This is a genomic window from Lewinella cohaerens DSM 23179, assembly GCF_000379805.1.
Classification (GTDB): Bacteria; Bacteroidota; Bacteroidia; order Chitinophagales; family Saprospiraceae; genus Lewinella; species Lewinella cohaerens.
The window spans coordinates 40213-58423 of record NZ_KB903546.1 but is presented as its reverse complement, the minus strand read 5'-3'; the positions used below and the strand labels follow the sequence as shown (position 1 = coordinate 58423).

Sequence of the window (18211 nt, the reverse complement as noted above, 5' to 3'; positions counted from 1 at the left end):
CTACTCTCTCAATAGTTCGTGCATCTTAGCTACTTAACGTAGTATTTTTTTTGGAGCGTGTTATATGTGAAGTATTATCAGATAAATAAATACTTCCTTTGTTGCGATGGTAGAAAAACGACAAATAGAATGGTCTATTGCCTGAGTAGCGAAATTTTTTCCGGTAGAATAAGAGAAGAACGTTCTGGTTATTATCGTGAAGGCAAATAGATTAACCTTCCCGCTGGTAAGGTGCGGTCTTTGGAAAGGTCATTTTGTTGGTAAAATTGCTCGTTGTCAACCTTTGGGAAGCGTGCTAGGATGTCCGAAGGCTTTTCTCTGCGATTTAACTGAAAACAGAATTTAACTTTAATCGCTGAAGGTAAAGCATGGAATACTGGATTCAGCATACTGACAATTTCATCGGCCTGCAAATGAGGGGCCAGCCAATTATTGGAGGCAATTTTCCGCATAGGAAGATCGTGAAAAAGAACGGGCTGGAAAAATTTTATGACCTGTCCTTCAACGAGCGAGTCCAAAGGGGAGATGTTGTTCCATATTGCCAATTGAGAGCTCGAGAAATTAAGCCGCTTAGCTACTGAAGCCAAGGAGTCTCCTTCGGCAACAAGTGTCGTGAATGTCTGATAATTTAAATAGTCGTTCGGCTGGTAATCGTTGAGCTTAAAGATAGGAGCCCATGGTAAAACTGGCTCATCTTCCGTCTGGTCATAAGTCGCTAGGTAGGTATTCATAGCTGGGATGACCCGCTGTGGCAAGATAAGGTTGTGGCCACCAGGGTAAGCTGGCAGGTAGCCTTTTTTATAACCAGGGTTTAGGTTTTGAATGAACTCAATGGATAATCCTGTTACCTGAGCAATCCGATAAAAACTTAGAGGTGTTTCAATGATCATCCTTTCTACCAACTGTTGGTCTAGTGTTGGGAAGAAAGGGGTTATTTCATGAGCGGCGTAAAATTCGGTAAGGTATATGGCCGCAATAAATGCAGGTACGTAGTTGCGCGTTTCTCTGGGTAAGTAACGACGTACAGACCAGAAATGCTTTCCCCCGCTGCGTCGTTGTGCTCTCCGGACTCGACCCTTCCCTGCGTTGTAAGCAGCAATGGCCAGGGACCAATCTCCAAGGTATTCATAAGCACTTTGGAGATAGCGAATAGCTCCTTGTGTAGCCCGGTAAGTGTCTAGTCGTTCGTCCAGATATTCGTCAATGGTCAACCCGTACTCTGGTGCTGTTTCAGGCATAAATTGCCACAACCCTTCCGCACCAACTCTAGACACAGCATTGGGTAAAAGAGCCGATTCAATAACGGGTAAATACTTGAGCGTTTCAGGTAAACCCGCTGCAGCTAGCTCTGCTTCAAAAATGGGGAAATAAGCAATTGCTCGCCCTAGATTGCGGGACGTTTGTGCAGGGTATCGAAGATGGTTAGATATCAGCCGTCGAACAGTTGCGTCCAGGCGATGCTCTAGTAAAGATTGATCAAGGAGTTGTAAGCGCTCCCTGACCTCTTCTTCCGCGTAAGCGATAATCTTGTCTACTTGTGCCTCTACCTGAGCATCAATAGATGTCGCACTTAAGCGAGGAATAAAGAGGCAAATAAAACTGGCTAAACCGATAAATCGGTACCAGGATAAAAAACTAGGGTCTGTATCCATGATAAGGTTAAACTGCCCCTCAAAGGTAAGAAAATTCTAATGGCCGCTTTTGATGGTGGTTTTGGTTTTTAAGGTAAACGCACCAGGAAGAGAGAGAAATGTACAAAACAGGATAGAACACAGACTCAACGGATTCGGTAGATTGACACGGTTTAAAAACCTGTGATTATTCACTTCGCATCTACTTTGTAGTCTGTTGAATCGGTGCTCTATCCTAACTTAGACAGCTTCAATTACTCAAATCTACCGCCAGATTATTCTAAGAAAATATTCATATTCTTGGGATGCTTGACAAGGTAGCGGAAGCCTATTTCTTTTTGCTCACCAAACTTGAGATCCAATTCCCAGCGAAGCTTGCCGGTGGTAGGATCATGTGTTGCACCTTTGGCCTGATCCAGTTCTACTTCTATTTCATCTGTAGTAGATACCGGGATCTGATCTTCAATAATGAGGGGGACATCATTTTTGCGGCTCTGTTGTACTTTAATGGTCCAGCCTATTTTTTGTTCGGTCTTGGTACCTAGGAAGCGGCGACTACGGTATTTATCTTCCCGCTCCCGTTCGATAGTAAGGCCTTCGTCGCGGCCCAAGCTGAAGACGAGTGTATCTGTAGCTATACCTGTAGACAGTTGGGATTTACCTACATAAGCGCCGTCGAAAAACAAGTTGACGGGGCCAGGTAACAGACTGTATTTGCGCCAATCGGTTACACGAGCGGTCAGATAAACATGACAATCGTATTTTGGTGCTGCGTAGTATTGGTAGTCTGCGGGTAATTCGTAATCGTCTACAAGTACCCGGTACTGCTGTCCATTGCTAAGGATATCTTGTGCGAGGCGTACTTTGAATTCTGTATTGGTAAGATTCACGGAAACATCTGCGCCCGCAAAATCAGCTTCTACCTCCTCTCTGGTAACGACAACATTAGAGGTTTGCATCAAATCATCGTAGGCATAACCAGCAGGTTGCTGCGCCCGAGCATAGGGCTGGTTGGGGTTGAGGTACCAGGTGGTAACACGAGGGGCATTTTGTTGTTGACGAGGATTACCTGTTGAAAGAGTGAGTTTGATGTTTTTCCAATCTTCGCCGGTACTTTGTGTCACAATTGCACCATAGCTAAGGTCAACAGCCTGCTCAAGGTCTTCAACGCGAAGGTCGTAGGTTGCCGACCAGGATGCTCCATTGATAAGGTACATAAGTTGAAATTCTGCATTGACAGCACGGTCTGCCTGGTATTGTACGACAACCTCTGAGACACTTTTTTGTTGTGTTTTTCGAATTTCGTTAAGCTGTTGGTCTACTTGCTTGAGCTTTTCCTGATCGGTACGCATATTGGTACTAATATCAAAGCGCTCTAGTCGTATTTCACCTAAACGTTGGCGCATATATTGGCTTACTTTCAGTAGTGCGTCTACGTCTACACCTGTTTGGGTGCCGCCAATTGATTTATTTGCCAATAAGACTTTTTCTTCTTCTGAAAGAACATCAAGTTTGATTTGTTCTCTGGCCAAAAGGTCTGAAAGGCGTTCACGCTCCGAGACCAATCCGGCATATTCTGGAGAATCGGTAGGTGCCGTGAGGTAATTATTACGAGGGTTAACCGTCAAAATGGTGAAGTCGCCCGTAGCACCAAGGCGTACAGAGCTTTGGTCAAGTTGGGGGCTCAGGCCGGTAAGCACGATTGTGCCTCGGCCGGCAGGTAAACTCATCTTCCCTGTACGGGTAATCTGGGCGGTTTGAAGATACACCGTCACATCACGAATCGTCGTTTCCAATTCCTTTTGAGCCGAGAGGCTAAAAAAGGTAAAACAACTCAAAAAAAGGCCAAGCAATACTTTGTTCATGTTTCCTGGAATTTTGGTTTCCAGGCGTAGATGCATTGGCCTTAAGAATTACATAACGGTATTTGAAAAATATTAACGCACCAGCTCCCCGGTCAGACGAAGTAATTCTGTTTCGGTGTTTTTTAGATTGAGAATTGCATTTAAGCGTGATTGGGTAGCGTTGATATACCCCAATTGTATACTACGGTAATCAAACGAATTGATCAATCCCCCTTTCTGGCGCTCCTCTGCGATGGTGAGATTACGGCGGGCATTGGCTACGAGTTCGCTTGTCAGACTCACTAGTTGCTGCTGGTTTTGGTAAGTTGCATAGGTATTGGCTAGCTGAGTTTTTAGACTTTGCTCCAAGCTGGTGTATTGTAATTGTGACTGTACCTCTTGTAGTTGGGCTGTCTCTATCTTACGTTTTCTAGCACCACCATCATAAATATTATAGGTCGCTGTCAAGTTGACGAAGCCCCGTAGGGTCCTAGCGGCTACGCCTGGTAAATTTTGTTCGTTGGGCATACCCCCAAAATTGAAGGTTTGAGAACCGTTGCTGACATTGATATTGTAGTTGGCACCAGCATTCAAACTTACCTGCGGCAAGCGAGCAACGCCCAGTACTTCTGTATTGAGGGCTGCTAATTGAATATTGACACTACTAGCTTGTAACTCCGGGTTGTTTCGGAGAAGTTTTTCTTCTAAATCTTGCTGTGTATATGCTGTCGTAACACCTTCAAGAGCGTCGGTCAGTGTAAAATTGGTAGGCGTCTCTACTCCCATAATCAACTGTAAGCTACGCAACGCATTTTGATAAGCATTCTGTTGCACCAGATAAGTGGTGGAATCATTGAGGTAAGCATCTTGTGCTTGTACCAAATCAAAAGCTCCGGCCTGGCCAAATTCCTGGCGGGTTTCTTGATAGCGAATTCGATCGCGAGACAAACCCAAGACCTCTTGAAGCACCTCTAGTTGTTCTCGCTGTACGAGCGCACCATAGTAAGCTTGAATGATGCTCTGAATAGTGCTTTGTATTTGTGCCTCGAGCTGTTCCTGGCTAAGATCCAACTGTTTGGCGAGTTGATCTTTAGCATAAGTGACCCGCGAGCCATTGTACAAAACCCAACTTGCAGAAACACCAGGCACCACGGCGTTGGAAATCACAGAGCTTTGCGTCACGACGCTCGCTGGGTTTTCCGTTGAGGAGTAGGAGTTGTCAGAGCCAAGGGTGAGGTTGACCTCTGGATATTTACCCGTTAAGGACCAGTCGTTATTGCTTTCAGCAATAGCGGCGGAAGCCCTGGATAGGCGAACTTGGTAGTTGTTTGTGAGCCCTTTAGCAATGGCTTGCTCCAGGCTTAGTGCTTCCTGGGCATTGAGGCTTGCAGAAAACAGCATTCCAAATCCAAGAATAAAACACAGTATGCTCTTAGAAAAAACGTCTTTCAAATACATAACGCTTACAATAAAAGTTGTAAAAAAATACCAGGCCGGTGGTCATCAGCTTAGCGATTAGTTGATACTCCTGAAAGAAGGGGTACCAGTTGAGGACATAAATAATACCAGCACTTAGCACCAGTCCTCCGAGTGATACTAACATACTCCACAAAAAAGTAGCACGAGTAGATCCTTGTTGTTCAAAAACAAAGTATTTCTGAAAAAGGAAATTAACAATCACTGAAACAGAATACGCGATCACTTGTGCTTTCACAGGAGCTACCCCTTGTTCAAACAGTGGAAAATAAATCAGGTAATCAATTCCTGTAGCCAGTGCACCTCCAACGGCAAAACGGGCTTTTTTTGAAACCAGTTCGGTAAGTTGCGCGCGTCGGATTTCCTTTTTATCAGCCATTTTATCAGGGAGTTTCCGATGCGAAAAATTCCCGAACCTCTAACCAGTTGTTAACCCTGGTATAGCTGTTCTCATCAATGTTGTGGGAGGCAGTATAAAGGAGGCCCTTGCCGACAAATTTTTTCAGGTTACGAGGATGATCATCAATCATATAGTCTGCGCGAAGGATACTTTTATCTCCGCAGAAGACAAATTTTTTCCAACTGATGAAAGGGAAATGATCCAAGAGCCAATCGTATTTGTCTTCCAGAGAATTACGAAACTCCATCGCCGATGTTGTGAAGAAGATGTCGTATTTCTCGTTGAGTTCCTGCACTACTTCCTGGCTATTTTCCATGACGGGCAAGTCGCGAAAAAAGCCCTTATTGTATAGAACGTTTCTGATATGGTCGGCACCGGGGATGTCATAGATTTTCTTTCCCCAGTAGTCTTCCCGTTGTAGGCACTTGCCAAACTCAGCTTCGTAAGCGGCCAGGAATTTGGGCATCACATTGGCGACTACCTCATCCATGTCCAGTGCTATTTTTTTTCGCATAGTGTCTTCTTAGTATTTTCGTGCTGTTCCTTATTTCGTGGGGATAGTTTCTTTATAAGCGGGTTCTACTTCTCTGTATTCTGGTTTCTTGGCGTTCCACAAGTAGTCCCGATAAACCCGGAAGCGGTTCAATGCAATGAGTAGAATTGGTAGCATGAGCAGGATGGTAACAGTAGCTGCCAATAAACCAAAACTAACACTGATGGCCATCGGAATCAGGAATTGGGCCTGTAGACTCTTTTCGAGCAGCAAAGGAGCAAGCCCGGCAAAAGTAGTTACCGTCGTTAAAAGAATGGGGCGAAAACGACTGACCCCTGCTTTGTATAAAGCATCCATTTGCGATTTTCCTGAGCGGAGTTCATCATTGTAGGTACTTACAAAAACCAAGGAGTCATTGACCAAAATACCGACCAGGGCGATAATTCCCAGGAAGGAAAATAAGCTGATTGGTGCGCCCATTAACCAGTGCCCCCAGCCTACGCCGATAAAGGCAAAAGGAATGAGCAAGAATACCATAATCGTTTGTCCTACGGACCGGAAGGTCAATGCGATGATGAAAAACATCAAGGCAAAACAAATACCACCCACCAGTTGAATGGAAGCAGCTGACTTGGCCTGCTCCCTGTTTTGCCCTTCGTACTGAGCGGCTACGGTTGAGTATTTTTTTAAAATATCAGGGATGATGATCGTCTGTAAGCTGGTCGTAACATCACTCACAGATACCTCATCGTTGGCGATGTCTGCTTCTACCTTAATCTCCCGCTTGCCGTCGATGTGGTTGATGCCGATCACACCGCGTTGTACATCTAAAGTAACGATTTCCGAAAGCGGAAAAGCACGGCCATCGGGGAAACGAACCCGCATTTTGGCTAAGTCTTCAATTGTACGGCGATCTTCTTCATCGTAACGTAGCCATACCCTTACTTCATCCTGTCCGCGTTGCAGGCGTTGTGCTTCGGCACCAAAGAAGCCTTGACGCACCTGCCCTACAATATCTTGAATGTCTAATCCCAGAAAGCGGGCTTTTTCTTTGAGCGTGATGTTGACTTCACGGAGCCCTTCCTGGTTGTTGTCCACTACGTCGGCCAGTTCTGCGAGTTGATTCATTTCCGCTTTCACTTCTTCTGTAGCGGCTTTGAGTTCGTCATAGTTTTCACCTACCAATGAAATTGAAACAGGTTTGCCAAACGCGGATTGAGCACCATAACTCAGTACTTCGGCCGCAGGGATTTGCCCCACTTTACTTCTGATACGATTAATGACCTCCCGTAATGCAAGTTCGCCACGGTTTTCGCCATCAAGCAAGGCTATAGAGATCGTTCCTTGATAAGTACTTGGTCCTAGTGTTACCTCAATTCGTTCAATGGCTTCTTTTTCGTCGTTGAAATATTCTTGGCTTAATTCTTTATTGGCTTCCCATGCTGATTTTTCGATGTATTCCAACCAGTTGAGTGTAATGTCATCTTGTGTACCAGCCGGCATTTGGAGAGTGATGCTTACGTCGTCTCTTTCAATAACGGGGAAGAACGTTGATTTGATGATTCCGCCACCCATGGCTCCAATGGTGATCATAAAGAGGCCTACAAAAATACTGCTGACCAACAAGATGTTCTTCATGCTAAAGCGCAGCGTTGGGGCATAAATATTGTCTCTTAAGTAATTCATCCGTCGGTCAAACCAAGCTTGTAGCGGATTGGGAGTGCGATCTTGACTTAATGCTTTGGAGTGTGCAACGTGGGTAGGCAAAATCAGGACACCTTCGATCAAGGAGAATAGTAGGGAAAAAATTACTACAATGGCCATTTCGCTGAAAAAATCACCTAGGCGGCCATCAATAAAGAGGAAGCTACCAAAGGCGACCATTGTTGTGATAATAGCAGCAAAAACGGCAGGAAGAACCTGCATTGTGCCATCAACGGCAGCTTGTACAGGAGACTTGCCGTCTTCGTATTGTTGATAGATGTTTTCACCAATGACGATGCCATCATCCACGAGGATACCAATTACAATGATCATCCCAAAGAGGGAGATAACATTGATGGTAATACCTAGTAAATTAGCACAGATAAACATCCCTGCAAAGGAAATAGGAATAGCCAATGCTACCCAAAAAGCGAGGCGCCAGTGCAAAAACATGGCTAAGAATGCGAGAACAATCAGGAAGCCAATGATCCCGTTTTTTGCAAGCAATTCCCGGCGTTGAACGAGAACGGTGCTACCATCGCGGGAGATTGTTGCCTGAACTTCTGAATTACTCTTATTAAAGTCCTCGATGTATTCTTTTACTTTAGCATTAATGCTAAGCATGTCTTCTTCCAGCGTATTCTGTACGTTGATGAGCACAGATGGGGCGCCGTTGAGGTAAGAACGATTAGGGGTGTCTGCCCACCTGTCGCGTATATCCGCGACCTGATGTAAACGGACGGTTCCTCCTCCTGGCGTCGTTTTTACAACAATATCCCGAAGGCCATCGGCATAGTATTCTTTACCCTGTGCACGCACTAGTAATTCTTCCTTCTTGCCTTTAATCGTTCCACCGGTAATATCTACGTTTGACCCACGGACAGCTGTTGATGCTTCTTGTAAAGTCAGCCCGAAGGCACGCAGGTCACGTTCACGGAAAGTGATCTCAATTTCTTCTTCCGGAAATCCACTTAACGTTACTTTGGAAAGGCCATCCATCGCCAAGAGGTCGTCTTCTATTTCGCGGGCATAACGTTTCAATGCGGCCAAGCTTACATCTCCACTCAGAGCGACATTGATCGCAAAGCCGAGGTTTTCACGCTTGTAAATTACAGGCGGTTCCATACCTGTAGGGAAGGAATTGATTCGATCCACGGCGTTCTTCACATCCTGTAAGACCAAGTCGGTATCATAACCCTTGAGGACTTCTACGGTGATGTTGCCACTGTTTTCAGAACTAACGGAAGTGTAGCGTTCGACACCTGTAAGCCCCTTGAGGTTGTCTTCAATCTTACTGACGATACCTTCTTCTACTTCTTCTGGAGCAGCACCTGGGTAGATCGTTTGGATACTGATGATCCGGCTAGGCGTTTCCGGGAAAAAGGTCGTTTTCATATTGACCGCCCCGAAATATCCCAGTGCCAGGAGGCCAAACATAATAAGGTTGGCCGCTACTGGGTATTTAATGAAGTATTGAACAATTCCACGCATAATCTTGGAAATCTAGAGCAATAATTGAAAAAGGTAAGAAGCAGGTATTGGGTAGCTAGTTCATTCCCAGCGGAGCGGCCTCAGTATTATCTGAAGCATTTTGTTCCACAGTAGGTAATGGTTCTACTTTCATGCCGTCAAAGGCACCGGGTATTGGTTTGGCTAATAGAGGGGTACCGTTGGGAACGCCTTGTACGATAACGTTCTCGGGTTCTACTTTTACCAACTTAATGGTGTGAAGACGTAGGGTACTATCTTGAATTGTGAACACCTGACGCTGATCTACGAGTAGGTTTCGGGGAATACGTACGGCTTCACCGACGGAACGAGCAACAATGTCGCCTCGGAGATACATGCCTTCTCGAAGTTCTTTGCCTTTCACACCAATAAAAACCTGTACTGTTTGAGAACCGGGATCAATCTGGTCGCTGATACGTTTGACTGTACCTTGCCATTCACCAGCAATATCTTCGGAGGCCAGTTTCACAGAATTCCCTACTTTGATATAGTTTAGGTCGGCCATTGGTACGGTGGCAATGAGTTCGTAGTTTCCTGTTGCCATCAATTCTCCCAGCTTCTGCCCTGTTCGGATAACGGTACCAGGGTTGATACTGGCTGAAGTAAGTACCCCTCCGAAAGGAGCGTAAAGCGTGAATTTATTTAACCGCTCTTCCTGGCTCTTGATATTGTAGTATTGGGTATAGAGATTGCGAGTAGCGATAAAGCGCTTCTCCTGATCTGTCTTAGGCTCTGGGAGCGGCTTGATGGCTTTTTCTACATCAAAACTATTCAAGTATTCTTCCCATACTGCGAAATTTTCCGAATAATCGATTTTTAAATCAGGCATCGCTTGAGCAATGGCATTGAGTAGCGTGCTTTTTTGTGCCAGCAAAGCCAAGCGGGTTTCGCTGTCGTCAATTTTGATAAGCGGGCTGCCTTTTGGGAAAAAGGTGCCTACTTTGAATGCGCGCCCTGAACTTTGTACCATGCCTCCCACTTCGGCATATAGTTCTACCTTGTCAAAGGCTGCTAACTGCCCTTGTACATCTAAGGTCGTTACAATGGTTTCTTGTTGTGCCGTCATCACCTGAGCTTGCTTAGCAGTGGTAACTTTTGGCTTACGAGGGGCTTCTTCCTTTTGCTGAGAAAGGTGATTATACCCTAGGTAGCCGATTAAAAGAATTATCCCTGCTCCAACAATGGATAATCGACGTTTTGTAAGATCAGTCATATCGTCAACCCAATTTTAATTTGTAAAACAAGCGATGCTTGAGTTTTAATTTTATACAAGTTGCACGTGCAACTATTTACTTAAGTTGTTGTACATTTTTTGTAAAACAGCTGCGCAAGCTTCCAGTTCCGAATCTGTAATTCCTGTTTTTGCTTCGGCTATAACCTCTTGGCCAAGCGGGAGAATAGTTTGATACACCTTACGCCCTTTTGGGGTAATGTAGATGCGTTTGGTACGTTTGTCTATAGGGTCAGCCACTCTTAATACCAAGGCTTCGCGCTCTAAAAGCTTGAGAGACCTTGTAATCGTAGCCTTGTCTTTGAAACTAGATATTGCTAAATCCTGCTGACGAACCCCATCTTTTTGATATAAGTCTGATAATACCCCCATGTGAGGCCCCATCAAGTGCTGGTCCTCTTTGTTGAGTTTATTATACATACTACTGGTTACCATTCGCCCAAGGCGAATCATAAGTAGTAAAATGGGGTCTATTCGTTGGTTAGAAGTGGACAAAAAATGATTTTTTGGTTGCGCATGCAACTATAAACCAGTAGAGGTGAGAATAGTTTTAAGGGGGGCTTTTTTTTTAAAGAGTCCTGAAAATAAAGCCCCGTGATCTCTATTAGTGAAATCACGGGGCTTCGTCTTTAACGATAGGTTTTGCAGTTGGTCAGCACGGATTTTGATGACAATCAAAATTCAGGATGACTCATGTTTTGAGAAGCGAAAGGGTTATTAGTTTAAAGAGAATTGCATTACTTCCATAGAAGAGTTGTGAAACATCAACTGTGAAATATCAGGGACCATATAATCAATCAATGGCATCCGCTCAATTTCTTCCATTAGTGAAAACTCGCTTTCTGCGATCATCACTGCCCATAGGCGAGAGCGATCCAACGAAAGGCTGTAGTTTTGAATGATTCCATCCGCCAGCATCTGGTTGATCATAAACCGTTGCCGAGGGATAAGTGCCATGAACTCTTCTGTAAACTCTTCGGGGAGTTCGAACTCCACCATATATGCATTTTTCATCTCGGTATCTTTTCGTCTGCAATCAGATATTATACGCGTTAGGGGGGCAAATTGTTGTGTGAAATGCGTCCTACTTGTCTGATTGTTAACCAAAAGAAAGTAGGAGAAGTTCCTGATGAGGAGTAAGAAAAGGGTTGGGCGAAAACTCAACTACCCTTTTAGCAAGGTTTCCGAAATGTCAGTTTTACTAGCTTTTATGGCAGGCAATATTGCTGCTACCAAGCCCAATAGAAGCGAACCACCTACTAGGTACCATTCCTGAGGAAGAAACGTCCAGCCAGAGAAGGTATAGCCATAGGCTTTTTCTAAAGTACCAGCAAAGACCTGCATTCCGCCGTGACTCAGCAGTAGGCCAAATAAACAACCAAGTGAAGCCAATAACAATCCTTCTAAAATGATAAGTGTGAATAAGGTGGCGCGAGTTCCTCCCATTACCCGCAACAGGGCCAGTTCATACTGGCGTTCTTTCAGTGAGGCAAACAGGGAAATGAAAATACTCAGGCCGGAGACAAAAATGATCACGAAAGCCAGAATACGCAGTGCTTTTTCGCCGGTATCCATAAGGCTGTAAAGACGATTTATCTCAATAGCAGGCGTTGCTGCTTGTAGGTCCGTGTTTTCATTGATACTACGCTGCATATTGAGCGCCTGGAAGTTTCGGCCTTTAAACTTGATTAGCAAAGAAGTGATTTCTTTTTCGCCTGGCTCTTCCAGTAAGCTTGGTAGAGTAACTGGTACAGCTTCGTGATCGTGGGCATGGTCATGATCATCATGATCGTGATCCGCGTGATCTTCTTGTGGAGCTGCCTCTTCATTTGCTGCATCATGTTCGTGGGTAAGCCAATAACTCTGGTTGGTCGTAAGAATGAGTTGATCTAGTACGGTGCCGCTTGAGGCTAAGATACCGACGACTTTAAAATCGGTATGGTCATGTCCCAGGTTTTCGTCTTCCAGGAAGCCATGTGAACTGCTAAATGTTGATCCCAGTTTCAGGCTTAGTTTTTGCGCGACAGTGTTGCCAATCACCACTTCAAAATTCTGAGACCAAACCTTGCCACTGGCCAAGCTTACATCATAGAAATCAAGGATATCTGTGCTGGTGCCCACAACGCGAAAAGTACGATAGCTATCGCCCAATGAAAGTGGAATGGACGTTTCAATAAGCGGATGTTTGGGATTAAGGAAAGGTCTGATTTCCTCAATGCTAATATTTCCCGTAGGCGCATCGAGATGGTACATACTGCTAAGAATCAATTGCAGTGGGCTCCCCTTTGCGCCGATAACGAGATCAATGCCTGCCAGGCTTTTTTCGAAATTATCTTCTACTTGTTTTTGTAACAAAAAAAGCAAAGACACGAGACCTACGCCTAAGGCGAAAAGCACAATGCTCAGCAAGGTAGAAAGTGGCTTGAATGTCAGATTTTTCCAACTTAGTCGTAGTAGATTCATAACTCGATTTGTTGGTCAAAGATATTTTTCAGACGGTTGTCGTGGGTAACGACTAAAAGCGTTGCATTGGCGGCTTGCGCTTGCGCTTTGAGAAGTGCGACTACCTGTTCCGTATTTTTATCATCCAGGGCCGATGTCGGTTCATCCGCTAGAATGATGGTAGGGTCGTTGACCAGCGCACGGGCAATGGCCACTCGCTGCTGCTCTCCAACGCTGAGTTCACTGGGAAGTGCATTAAACTTATGACCAATATTTAGTTGCTCCAGTAATGCTTTGATCTTATTGTTGTCAGCAGGCAGTGCCACTAATTGTCTAGCCATCGCGAGGTTTTCCCCAACGGTTAAAGCTCTTAAAAAATGAGATTGTTGAAAGATCACACCAATCTCTCTACCCCGAAACTGATCTAGTTTTGCGCCAGATAATTGATTGAGGATAGTGTTGTTTACTTTTATTTCACCGCTTTGTGGCGTTCGCAGTCCGGCTAAGAGGTGCAATAAAGTCGTTTTGCCACTACCAGATTGCCCCAGTAACAACCAGTGTTCTCCGGTCTGGCATTCAAAATCAGGAAAATTCAAATGTATGCTGGCTTCCCTGGTAGAAGCAAACGAGAAGCTGACATTGTGGGTGCTTAGCATATTCTGGTGCTGTTCCTTAGCGAATTATAAAACCGATTAAAGCAGGCTTTAAAGGTGGTGATTTTTTTCTTAATCTACAATCATCGCTTCCTTGTCCAGCTGTTGTTGTTGGATGTTTTTTGGAAGCTCCCGGTATTCGTATTGCTGGTTACGTAATTGAGGAACATAACCGGCTTCGCGGATGGCCTCCTGGATACCGTCGGCAGTAAACCGGAAGCGGGCACCTGCGGCTGATACTACGTTTTCTTCAATCATGATTGAACCAAAATCATTGGCACCAGCATGGAGACAGAGTTGAGCAACCTGCTTGCCTACTGTCAGCCAGCTGGCTTGGATGTTGATTACATTGGGTAACATGATCCGACTTAAGGCAATCATGCGGATGTATTCATCACCTGTTACAGTATTTCGGGCACGCTTGATTTTTTTCAAAATCGTATCCTCATCCATAAAAGGCCAAGGAATGAAGGCTAGAAACCCTTTAGCATGAGCAGGCTTTTCGGCTTGTACAGCACGCATTCGGACCAAATGATCCATGCGTTCCAGATTGGTTTCGATGTGCCCAAACATCATAGTGGAACTAGTGGTAATGTTTAACTGGTGGGCGGCGCGCATCACATCCAGCCATTCCTCTCCACCACATTTGCCTTTCGAAATAAGGCGACGTACCCGATCACTCAGAATTTCAGCACCAGCACCAGGCAAGCTGTCAAGGCCTGATTCGTGAAGTGCTTTGAGTACCTCATAATGAGAAGCTTGTTCGAGTTTGGCGATATGTGCAATCTCTGGTGGCCCCAGCGCGTGTAGCTTGAGTTGAGGGTAGAGTGCTTTTAACTCTTTGAATAACTTGACGTAATAATCCAGTCCCAAGTCGGGGTGGTGCCCGCCTTGTAGCAAAAGCTGTTCGCCACCAAAAGCAAATGTTTCTTCAATTTTTTGTTTGTACTGCTCTATGGTGGTGATGTAAACCTCGTCATGGCCAGGGCGACGATAGAAGTTGCAAAACTTGCAATTTGCAATACAAACATTGGTGGTGTTGGAGTTGCGGTCAATGATCCAGGTCACCTTGTCATTTGGTACTTGCTGCATTCGCAAGCGATGAGCTACGTGCATCAATTCCGCAGTGCTGGCATTTTCCAAAAGAAACACCCCTTCTTCCGCGCTCAAAAACTCCATTTTCAAGCCTCGGTGCAATAAGTCGTCAGTACGCATTTTACTAGATTTAGCTGTCTACACAACAAAAGTAACAAAACTAGGGTTTTGATATCTTTCATTTTTTTCTGAAAGATTTTAATGCCTTGTTTTTTGAAAAAGCAACAATGCCCCTTTTCTGTTGTTAGAGAAACACCAATTGGGCGTATCTTCGTGGCAGGTATGTCTGTTGTTATTATTATAAATAATCCCCTTGCATGAAGCGATCGAGTCATTTGGAAAAACTGCGTACAGAAGAATTTGATTGTTTAGTCATCGGCGGCGGAGCTAGTGGTGCTGGGTGTGCCCTAGATAGCGTACTAAGGGGGTATAAAACGGCATTGATTGAGAAAACTGATTTTGCGGCAGCTACCTCTTCAAAATCAACCAAGCTTATTCACGGTGGAGTACGTTATTTGGAGCAGGCATTCAAAAACTTTGACTTTGCTCAACTCGCACAAGTTCGTCATGGCTTGGAAGAGCGTCATACGGTTTTGCAAAATGCACCTCATCTTGCGCATGCTCAAGCACTAGTTACGCCGGTTTTTAGTTGGCTTGAAGGATTGTATTTTACCATTGGCCTCACGATTTACGGTTGGTTTGCATCTGGTAAGGATACACTGCCCAGTAGTAAATGGCTGAGCAAGGCTGAGGTGAAGAAACGAATACCACGTATTTCCGATAATGTCCATAGTGCTGTACTGTATTATGATGGTCAACTGGATGATGCGCGCTATTGTCTGGCTATTGTACAAACAGCGGCAGAAGCGGGGGCAGCAGTAGCTAATCATGTTGAAATAACTGGTTTTGAAAAAGACGCAATGGGCCAATTAACAGCAGCCTATGCCAAAGACTTGCAAACAGGGGAGGAAATCCTTATTAAGGCTAAAGTCTTCATCAACTGTACAGGTCCTTACGCCGATCACGTTCGGCAATTGGCCAACGAAGCACAAATGCCTCGTATTCGGCCTAGTAAAGGGGTACACGTTATATTACCTTATGAAGTCTTAGGAGGAGAAGATGCTNTGCTTATTCCTGAAACGCCGGATGGTCGCGTGGTTTTTGCGATTCCTTTTCAGGGGAAACTTATGTTGGGAACCACTGATACGGAGTACAGTGATCTGGAGAAAGAACCCCAATTGGAAGCAACAGAAGTTGATTTTCTTTTGGAAACCCTAAATCCTTATCTCGATAAAAAAGTAAATGCTCAACAGGTCGTTTCCGGCTTTGGTGGCCTGCGACCGCTGATTGCTTCAGACCCCAGTAAAGGAACAAAGGGCTTAGTGCGTGATCACGAAGTAGAGCACGACAAAACCTCCAACCTGGTCAGTCTTTTAGGAGGTAAATGGACGACCTATCGCTTGATGGCTAAAGACACCATTGACTATGTAGGTGAGCACTTGTTGAACCAACAAATTACCTGCACAACAGATAAGCAAATATTAGTAGGAGGAAAAGGTTACACTTCGGGAGGTTGGAAAGAACTTGTAGGAATTAGCGGATTACCAGCGATTACCTGTCAGTACTTACATGAGCATTATGGTAGCCAAACACCTGTATTGCTAGAAGTGCTGAATGAGAATGTTGCTTGGAAAAAAGAACTGGCTAAAGGTTATCCCTACCTACTAGGGGAGGTTGTTTATGCTGCCCGTCACGAGATGGCTAGGACAGTGAGAGACTTTTTAGCCCGACGTATTCGGTTGGAAATTCTAGACTGGAGTGCTGCGCAGCAGGTAGCTGGTGAGGTAGCCAAGGCAATGGGACAGGAACTGGGTTGGGAAGAAGGCGATTCTCTGAAAGCAGCAGAAGGGTATATCGAACAGCTTACTGCAATACGAGAATTGGCTCAAGCTTAGTAAAAAAGAAAGGTGCAGGCCGCTATTCCTCTGNTTGTTCTTTATTTTTTTCTAAATTACAATCACATATATAGACAAAGAAAGAAGTTTCTAAAACTAACGAAATAAAGGTGATGAACGAGCAACGCCCCTGGTTACAGCACTACCCACAAGGTGTACCTGCTAATATTGACGCTGATGTTTTTCCAAATTTGATCGGTGTATTAGACGATATTTTTGAAAAGTACGGTCCTCAAAAAGCCTTTTCTTGTATGGGAAAAGAGTTGACGTATCAGCAAATCGAACAACAATCACGCCAATTTGGGGCGTATCTCCATTCGCGAGGACTACAGCCGGGGGATAAGATTGCGTTGATGATGCCTAATATGCTTCAGTATCCTATTGCCTTGTATGGTGCTTTTCGGGCAGGATTAGTGGTTGTAAATACGAATCCGCTTTACACGCCGCGGGAAATGAAACACCAGTTTAATGACTCTGGCGCAAAAGCGATCATTATTGCTGAAAATTTTGCTGCTAACCTGGAGGCGATTCTAAAAGAAACTTCTATCACAACGGTGATCACAACCAGTATTGGCGAGCTGCTGGGTTTCCCAAAAAAGATGGTTGTCAACTTCGTTGTTCGCAAGTTGAAAAGAATGGTGCCCAAGTTTAATATTCCGAATACGGTCACCTTCTCAGAGGCGCTTAGCCAGGGAAAGAAATTCAAGTTGCCGGAATTCACAAGTAACCCTGAGGATGTTGTGGCACTTCAGTATACAGGAGGTACTACTGGTGTTTCAAAAGGTGCTATGCTTACCAATCGTAATCTGGTGGCAAACATGATGCAGATTCGTGCCTGGATGATGCCTCAGCTAAAAGAGAAAGAAGAAATAGTGCTGTGTCCGCTTCCGCTCTACCATATTTTTGCCTTTACGGTAAACTGTATGGCACTAGCAAGCATCGGTTCACTTAATGTATTGGTCACTAATGCCCGCGATCTAGGCTCGGTAATTCAGGCAATGAAAGACTACCCCGTCACCTTGATGACAGGTGTGAATACCTTATTTAATGCTTTACTTAATCACTCCGATTTCGGGACGGTAGATTTCAGTACGCTCAAAATTACAGTTGGCGGAGCGATGGCCATTCAAAAGGCCGTGGCGGAAAAATGGCAACAAACAACGGGCTGTACCTTATCTGAAGGCTACGGCATGACCGAAGCAAGCCCTGTTGTAACAATCAACCCTCTCAATAGTACGGGGCGTATCGGTACCATTGGTTTACCGATTCCCTCTACCAATGTTCGCATCTGGGATGAAGAAAAAGGAGTTTGTGCCACAGGTGAGGTCGGAGAAATACAAGTAGAAGGTCCTCAGGTTATGAAAGGGTATTACAATCGCCCTGATGAAACGGTCAATACTATTCGCGAAGGCTGGCTCTGCACTGGCGACATGGGGGTTATCGACGACGAAGGCTTTGTGAAAATCGTCGACCGTAAGAAAGACATGATCCTTGTTTCTGGCTTTAATGTTTACCCCAACGAAGTGGAAGATGTTGTAGCCAGTCACCCGAAAGTACTTGAGGTTGCTGCGGTGGGCATCCCGAGTGAGAAATCAGGCGAAGTAGTCAAGATTTTTGTCGTCAAAAAAGACAAGTCTTTGAAGGAGAAAGAACTCATTGAGTATTGTCGCGAAAACCTCACAGGTTACAAGGTTCCTAAAGAAGTGGAATTCCGAGATGAACTTCCAAAGACGAATGTTGGTAAAATTTTGCGGCGGGCTTTACGAGAGGAGTAAGGG

General features: G+C 44.9%; 14 protein-coding genes. 2 read left to right on the top strand and 12 right to left on the bottom strand.

The features are described 5' to 3' along the window. Nucleotides 1–191: 191 nt before the first annotated feature. The 12 genes from A3EU_RS32880 to mqnC all read right to left on the bottom strand — a co-directional run bounded on the left by A3EU_RS32880 (nucleotide 192) and on the right by mqnC (nucleotide 14598). Nucleotides 192–1652: a lytic transglycosylase domain-containing protein gene (locus tag A3EU_RS32880; protein WP_020536998.1), complete on the bottom strand. Its 1461-nt coding sequence runs from the start codon at nucleotides 1650–1652 to the stop codon at nucleotides 192–194. Nucleotides 1653–1906: 254 nt separating this feature from the next. Then, nucleotides 1907–3496 (bottom strand): DUF4139 domain-containing protein, encoded by a 1590-nt coding sequence (locus A3EU_RS0114975; RefSeq protein ID WP_169433358.1) that lies wholly within the window; start codon nucleotides 3494–3496, stop codon nucleotides 1907–1909. 72 nt (nucleotides 3497–3568) lie between these two features. Next, entirely contained in the window at nucleotides 3569–4876 is a 1308-nt protein-coding gene (locus tag A3EU_RS0114970; RefSeq protein WP_169433357.1) for a TolC family protein, read from the bottom strand. 31 nt (nucleotides 4877–4907) lie between these two features. Further along, nucleotides 4908–5330 (bottom strand): GtrA family protein, encoded by a 423-nt coding sequence (locus tag A3EU_RS0114965; protein WP_020536995.1) that lies wholly within the window; start codon nucleotides 5328–5330, stop codon nucleotides 4908–4910. Between the two features lie 4 nt (nucleotides 5331–5334). Then, a complete protein-coding gene (locus A3EU_RS0114960; RefSeq protein WP_020536994.1) occupies nucleotides 5335–5865 on the bottom strand; it encodes a 5' nucleotidase, NT5C type in 531 nt (176 codons plus the stop codon). A gap of 30 nt (nucleotides 5866–5895) precedes the next feature. Further along, complete coding sequence (locus tag A3EU_RS0114955; protein WP_020536993.1) at nucleotides 5896–9039, bottom strand: efflux RND transporter permease subunit; 3144 nt, start codon at nucleotides 9037–9039, stop codon at nucleotides 5896–5898. Between the two features lie 55 nt (nucleotides 9040–9094). Then, nucleotides 9095–10270 (bottom strand): efflux RND transporter periplasmic adaptor subunit, encoded by a 1176-nt coding sequence (locus A3EU_RS0114950; protein ID WP_020536992.1) that lies wholly within the window; start codon nucleotides 10268–10270, stop codon nucleotides 9095–9097. 72 nt (nucleotides 10271–10342) lie between these two features. Then, entirely contained in the window at nucleotides 10343–10783 is a 441-nt protein-coding gene (locus A3EU_RS30575) for a MarR family winged helix-turn-helix transcriptional regulator (RefSeq protein ID WP_020536991.1), read from the bottom strand. Nucleotides 10784–11005: 222 nt separating this feature from the next. Then, a complete protein-coding gene (locus tag A3EU_RS0114940; protein ID WP_044085992.1) occupies nucleotides 11006–11302 on the bottom strand; it encodes a muconolactone Delta-isomerase family protein in 297 nt (98 codons plus the stop codon). A 150-nt stretch (nucleotides 11303–11452) separates the two neighbouring features. Beyond that, on the bottom strand, nucleotides 11453–12751 hold the full coding sequence (locus A3EU_RS0114935; protein ID WP_020536989.1) for an ABC transporter permease: 1299 nt from the start codon (nucleotides 12749–12751) through the stop codon (nucleotides 11453–11455). Continuing rightward, nucleotides 12748–13386, bottom strand: coding sequence for an ABC transporter ATP-binding protein (locus A3EU_RS0114930; RefSeq protein ID WP_020536988.1), 639 nt, complete (start codon nucleotides 13384–13386; stop codon nucleotides 12748–12750). The genes A3EU_RS0114935 and A3EU_RS0114930 overlap by 4 nt, the downstream gene beginning before the upstream one ends. Before the next feature lie 69 nt (nucleotides 13387–13455). Beyond that, nucleotides 13456–14598 carry a cyclic dehypoxanthinyl futalosine synthase gene (gene mqnC / locus A3EU_RS0114925; RefSeq protein WP_020536987.1) on the bottom strand — a complete coding sequence of 381 codons (1143 nt, stop codon included), beginning with the start codon at nucleotides 14596–14598 and terminating at the stop codon, nucleotides 13456–13458. 197 nt (nucleotides 14599–14795) lie between these two features. Here mqnC and A3EU_RS0114920 point away from each other — a divergent pair, with 197 nt between their 5' ends. Next, nucleotides 14796–16433 carry a glycerol-3-phosphate dehydrogenase/oxidase gene (locus A3EU_RS0114920; protein WP_020536986.1) on the top strand — a complete coding sequence of 546 codons (1638 nt, stop codon included), beginning with the start codon at nucleotides 14796–14798 and terminating at the stop codon, nucleotides 16431–16433. A 113-nt stretch (nucleotides 16434–16546) separates the two neighbouring features. After that, on the top strand, nucleotides 16547–18208 hold the full coding sequence (locus tag A3EU_RS0114915; RefSeq protein ID WP_020536985.1) for a long-chain-fatty-acid--CoA ligase: 1662 nt from the start codon (nucleotides 16547–16549) through the stop codon (nucleotides 18206–18208). Nucleotides 18209–18211 lie beyond the last annotated feature (3 nt).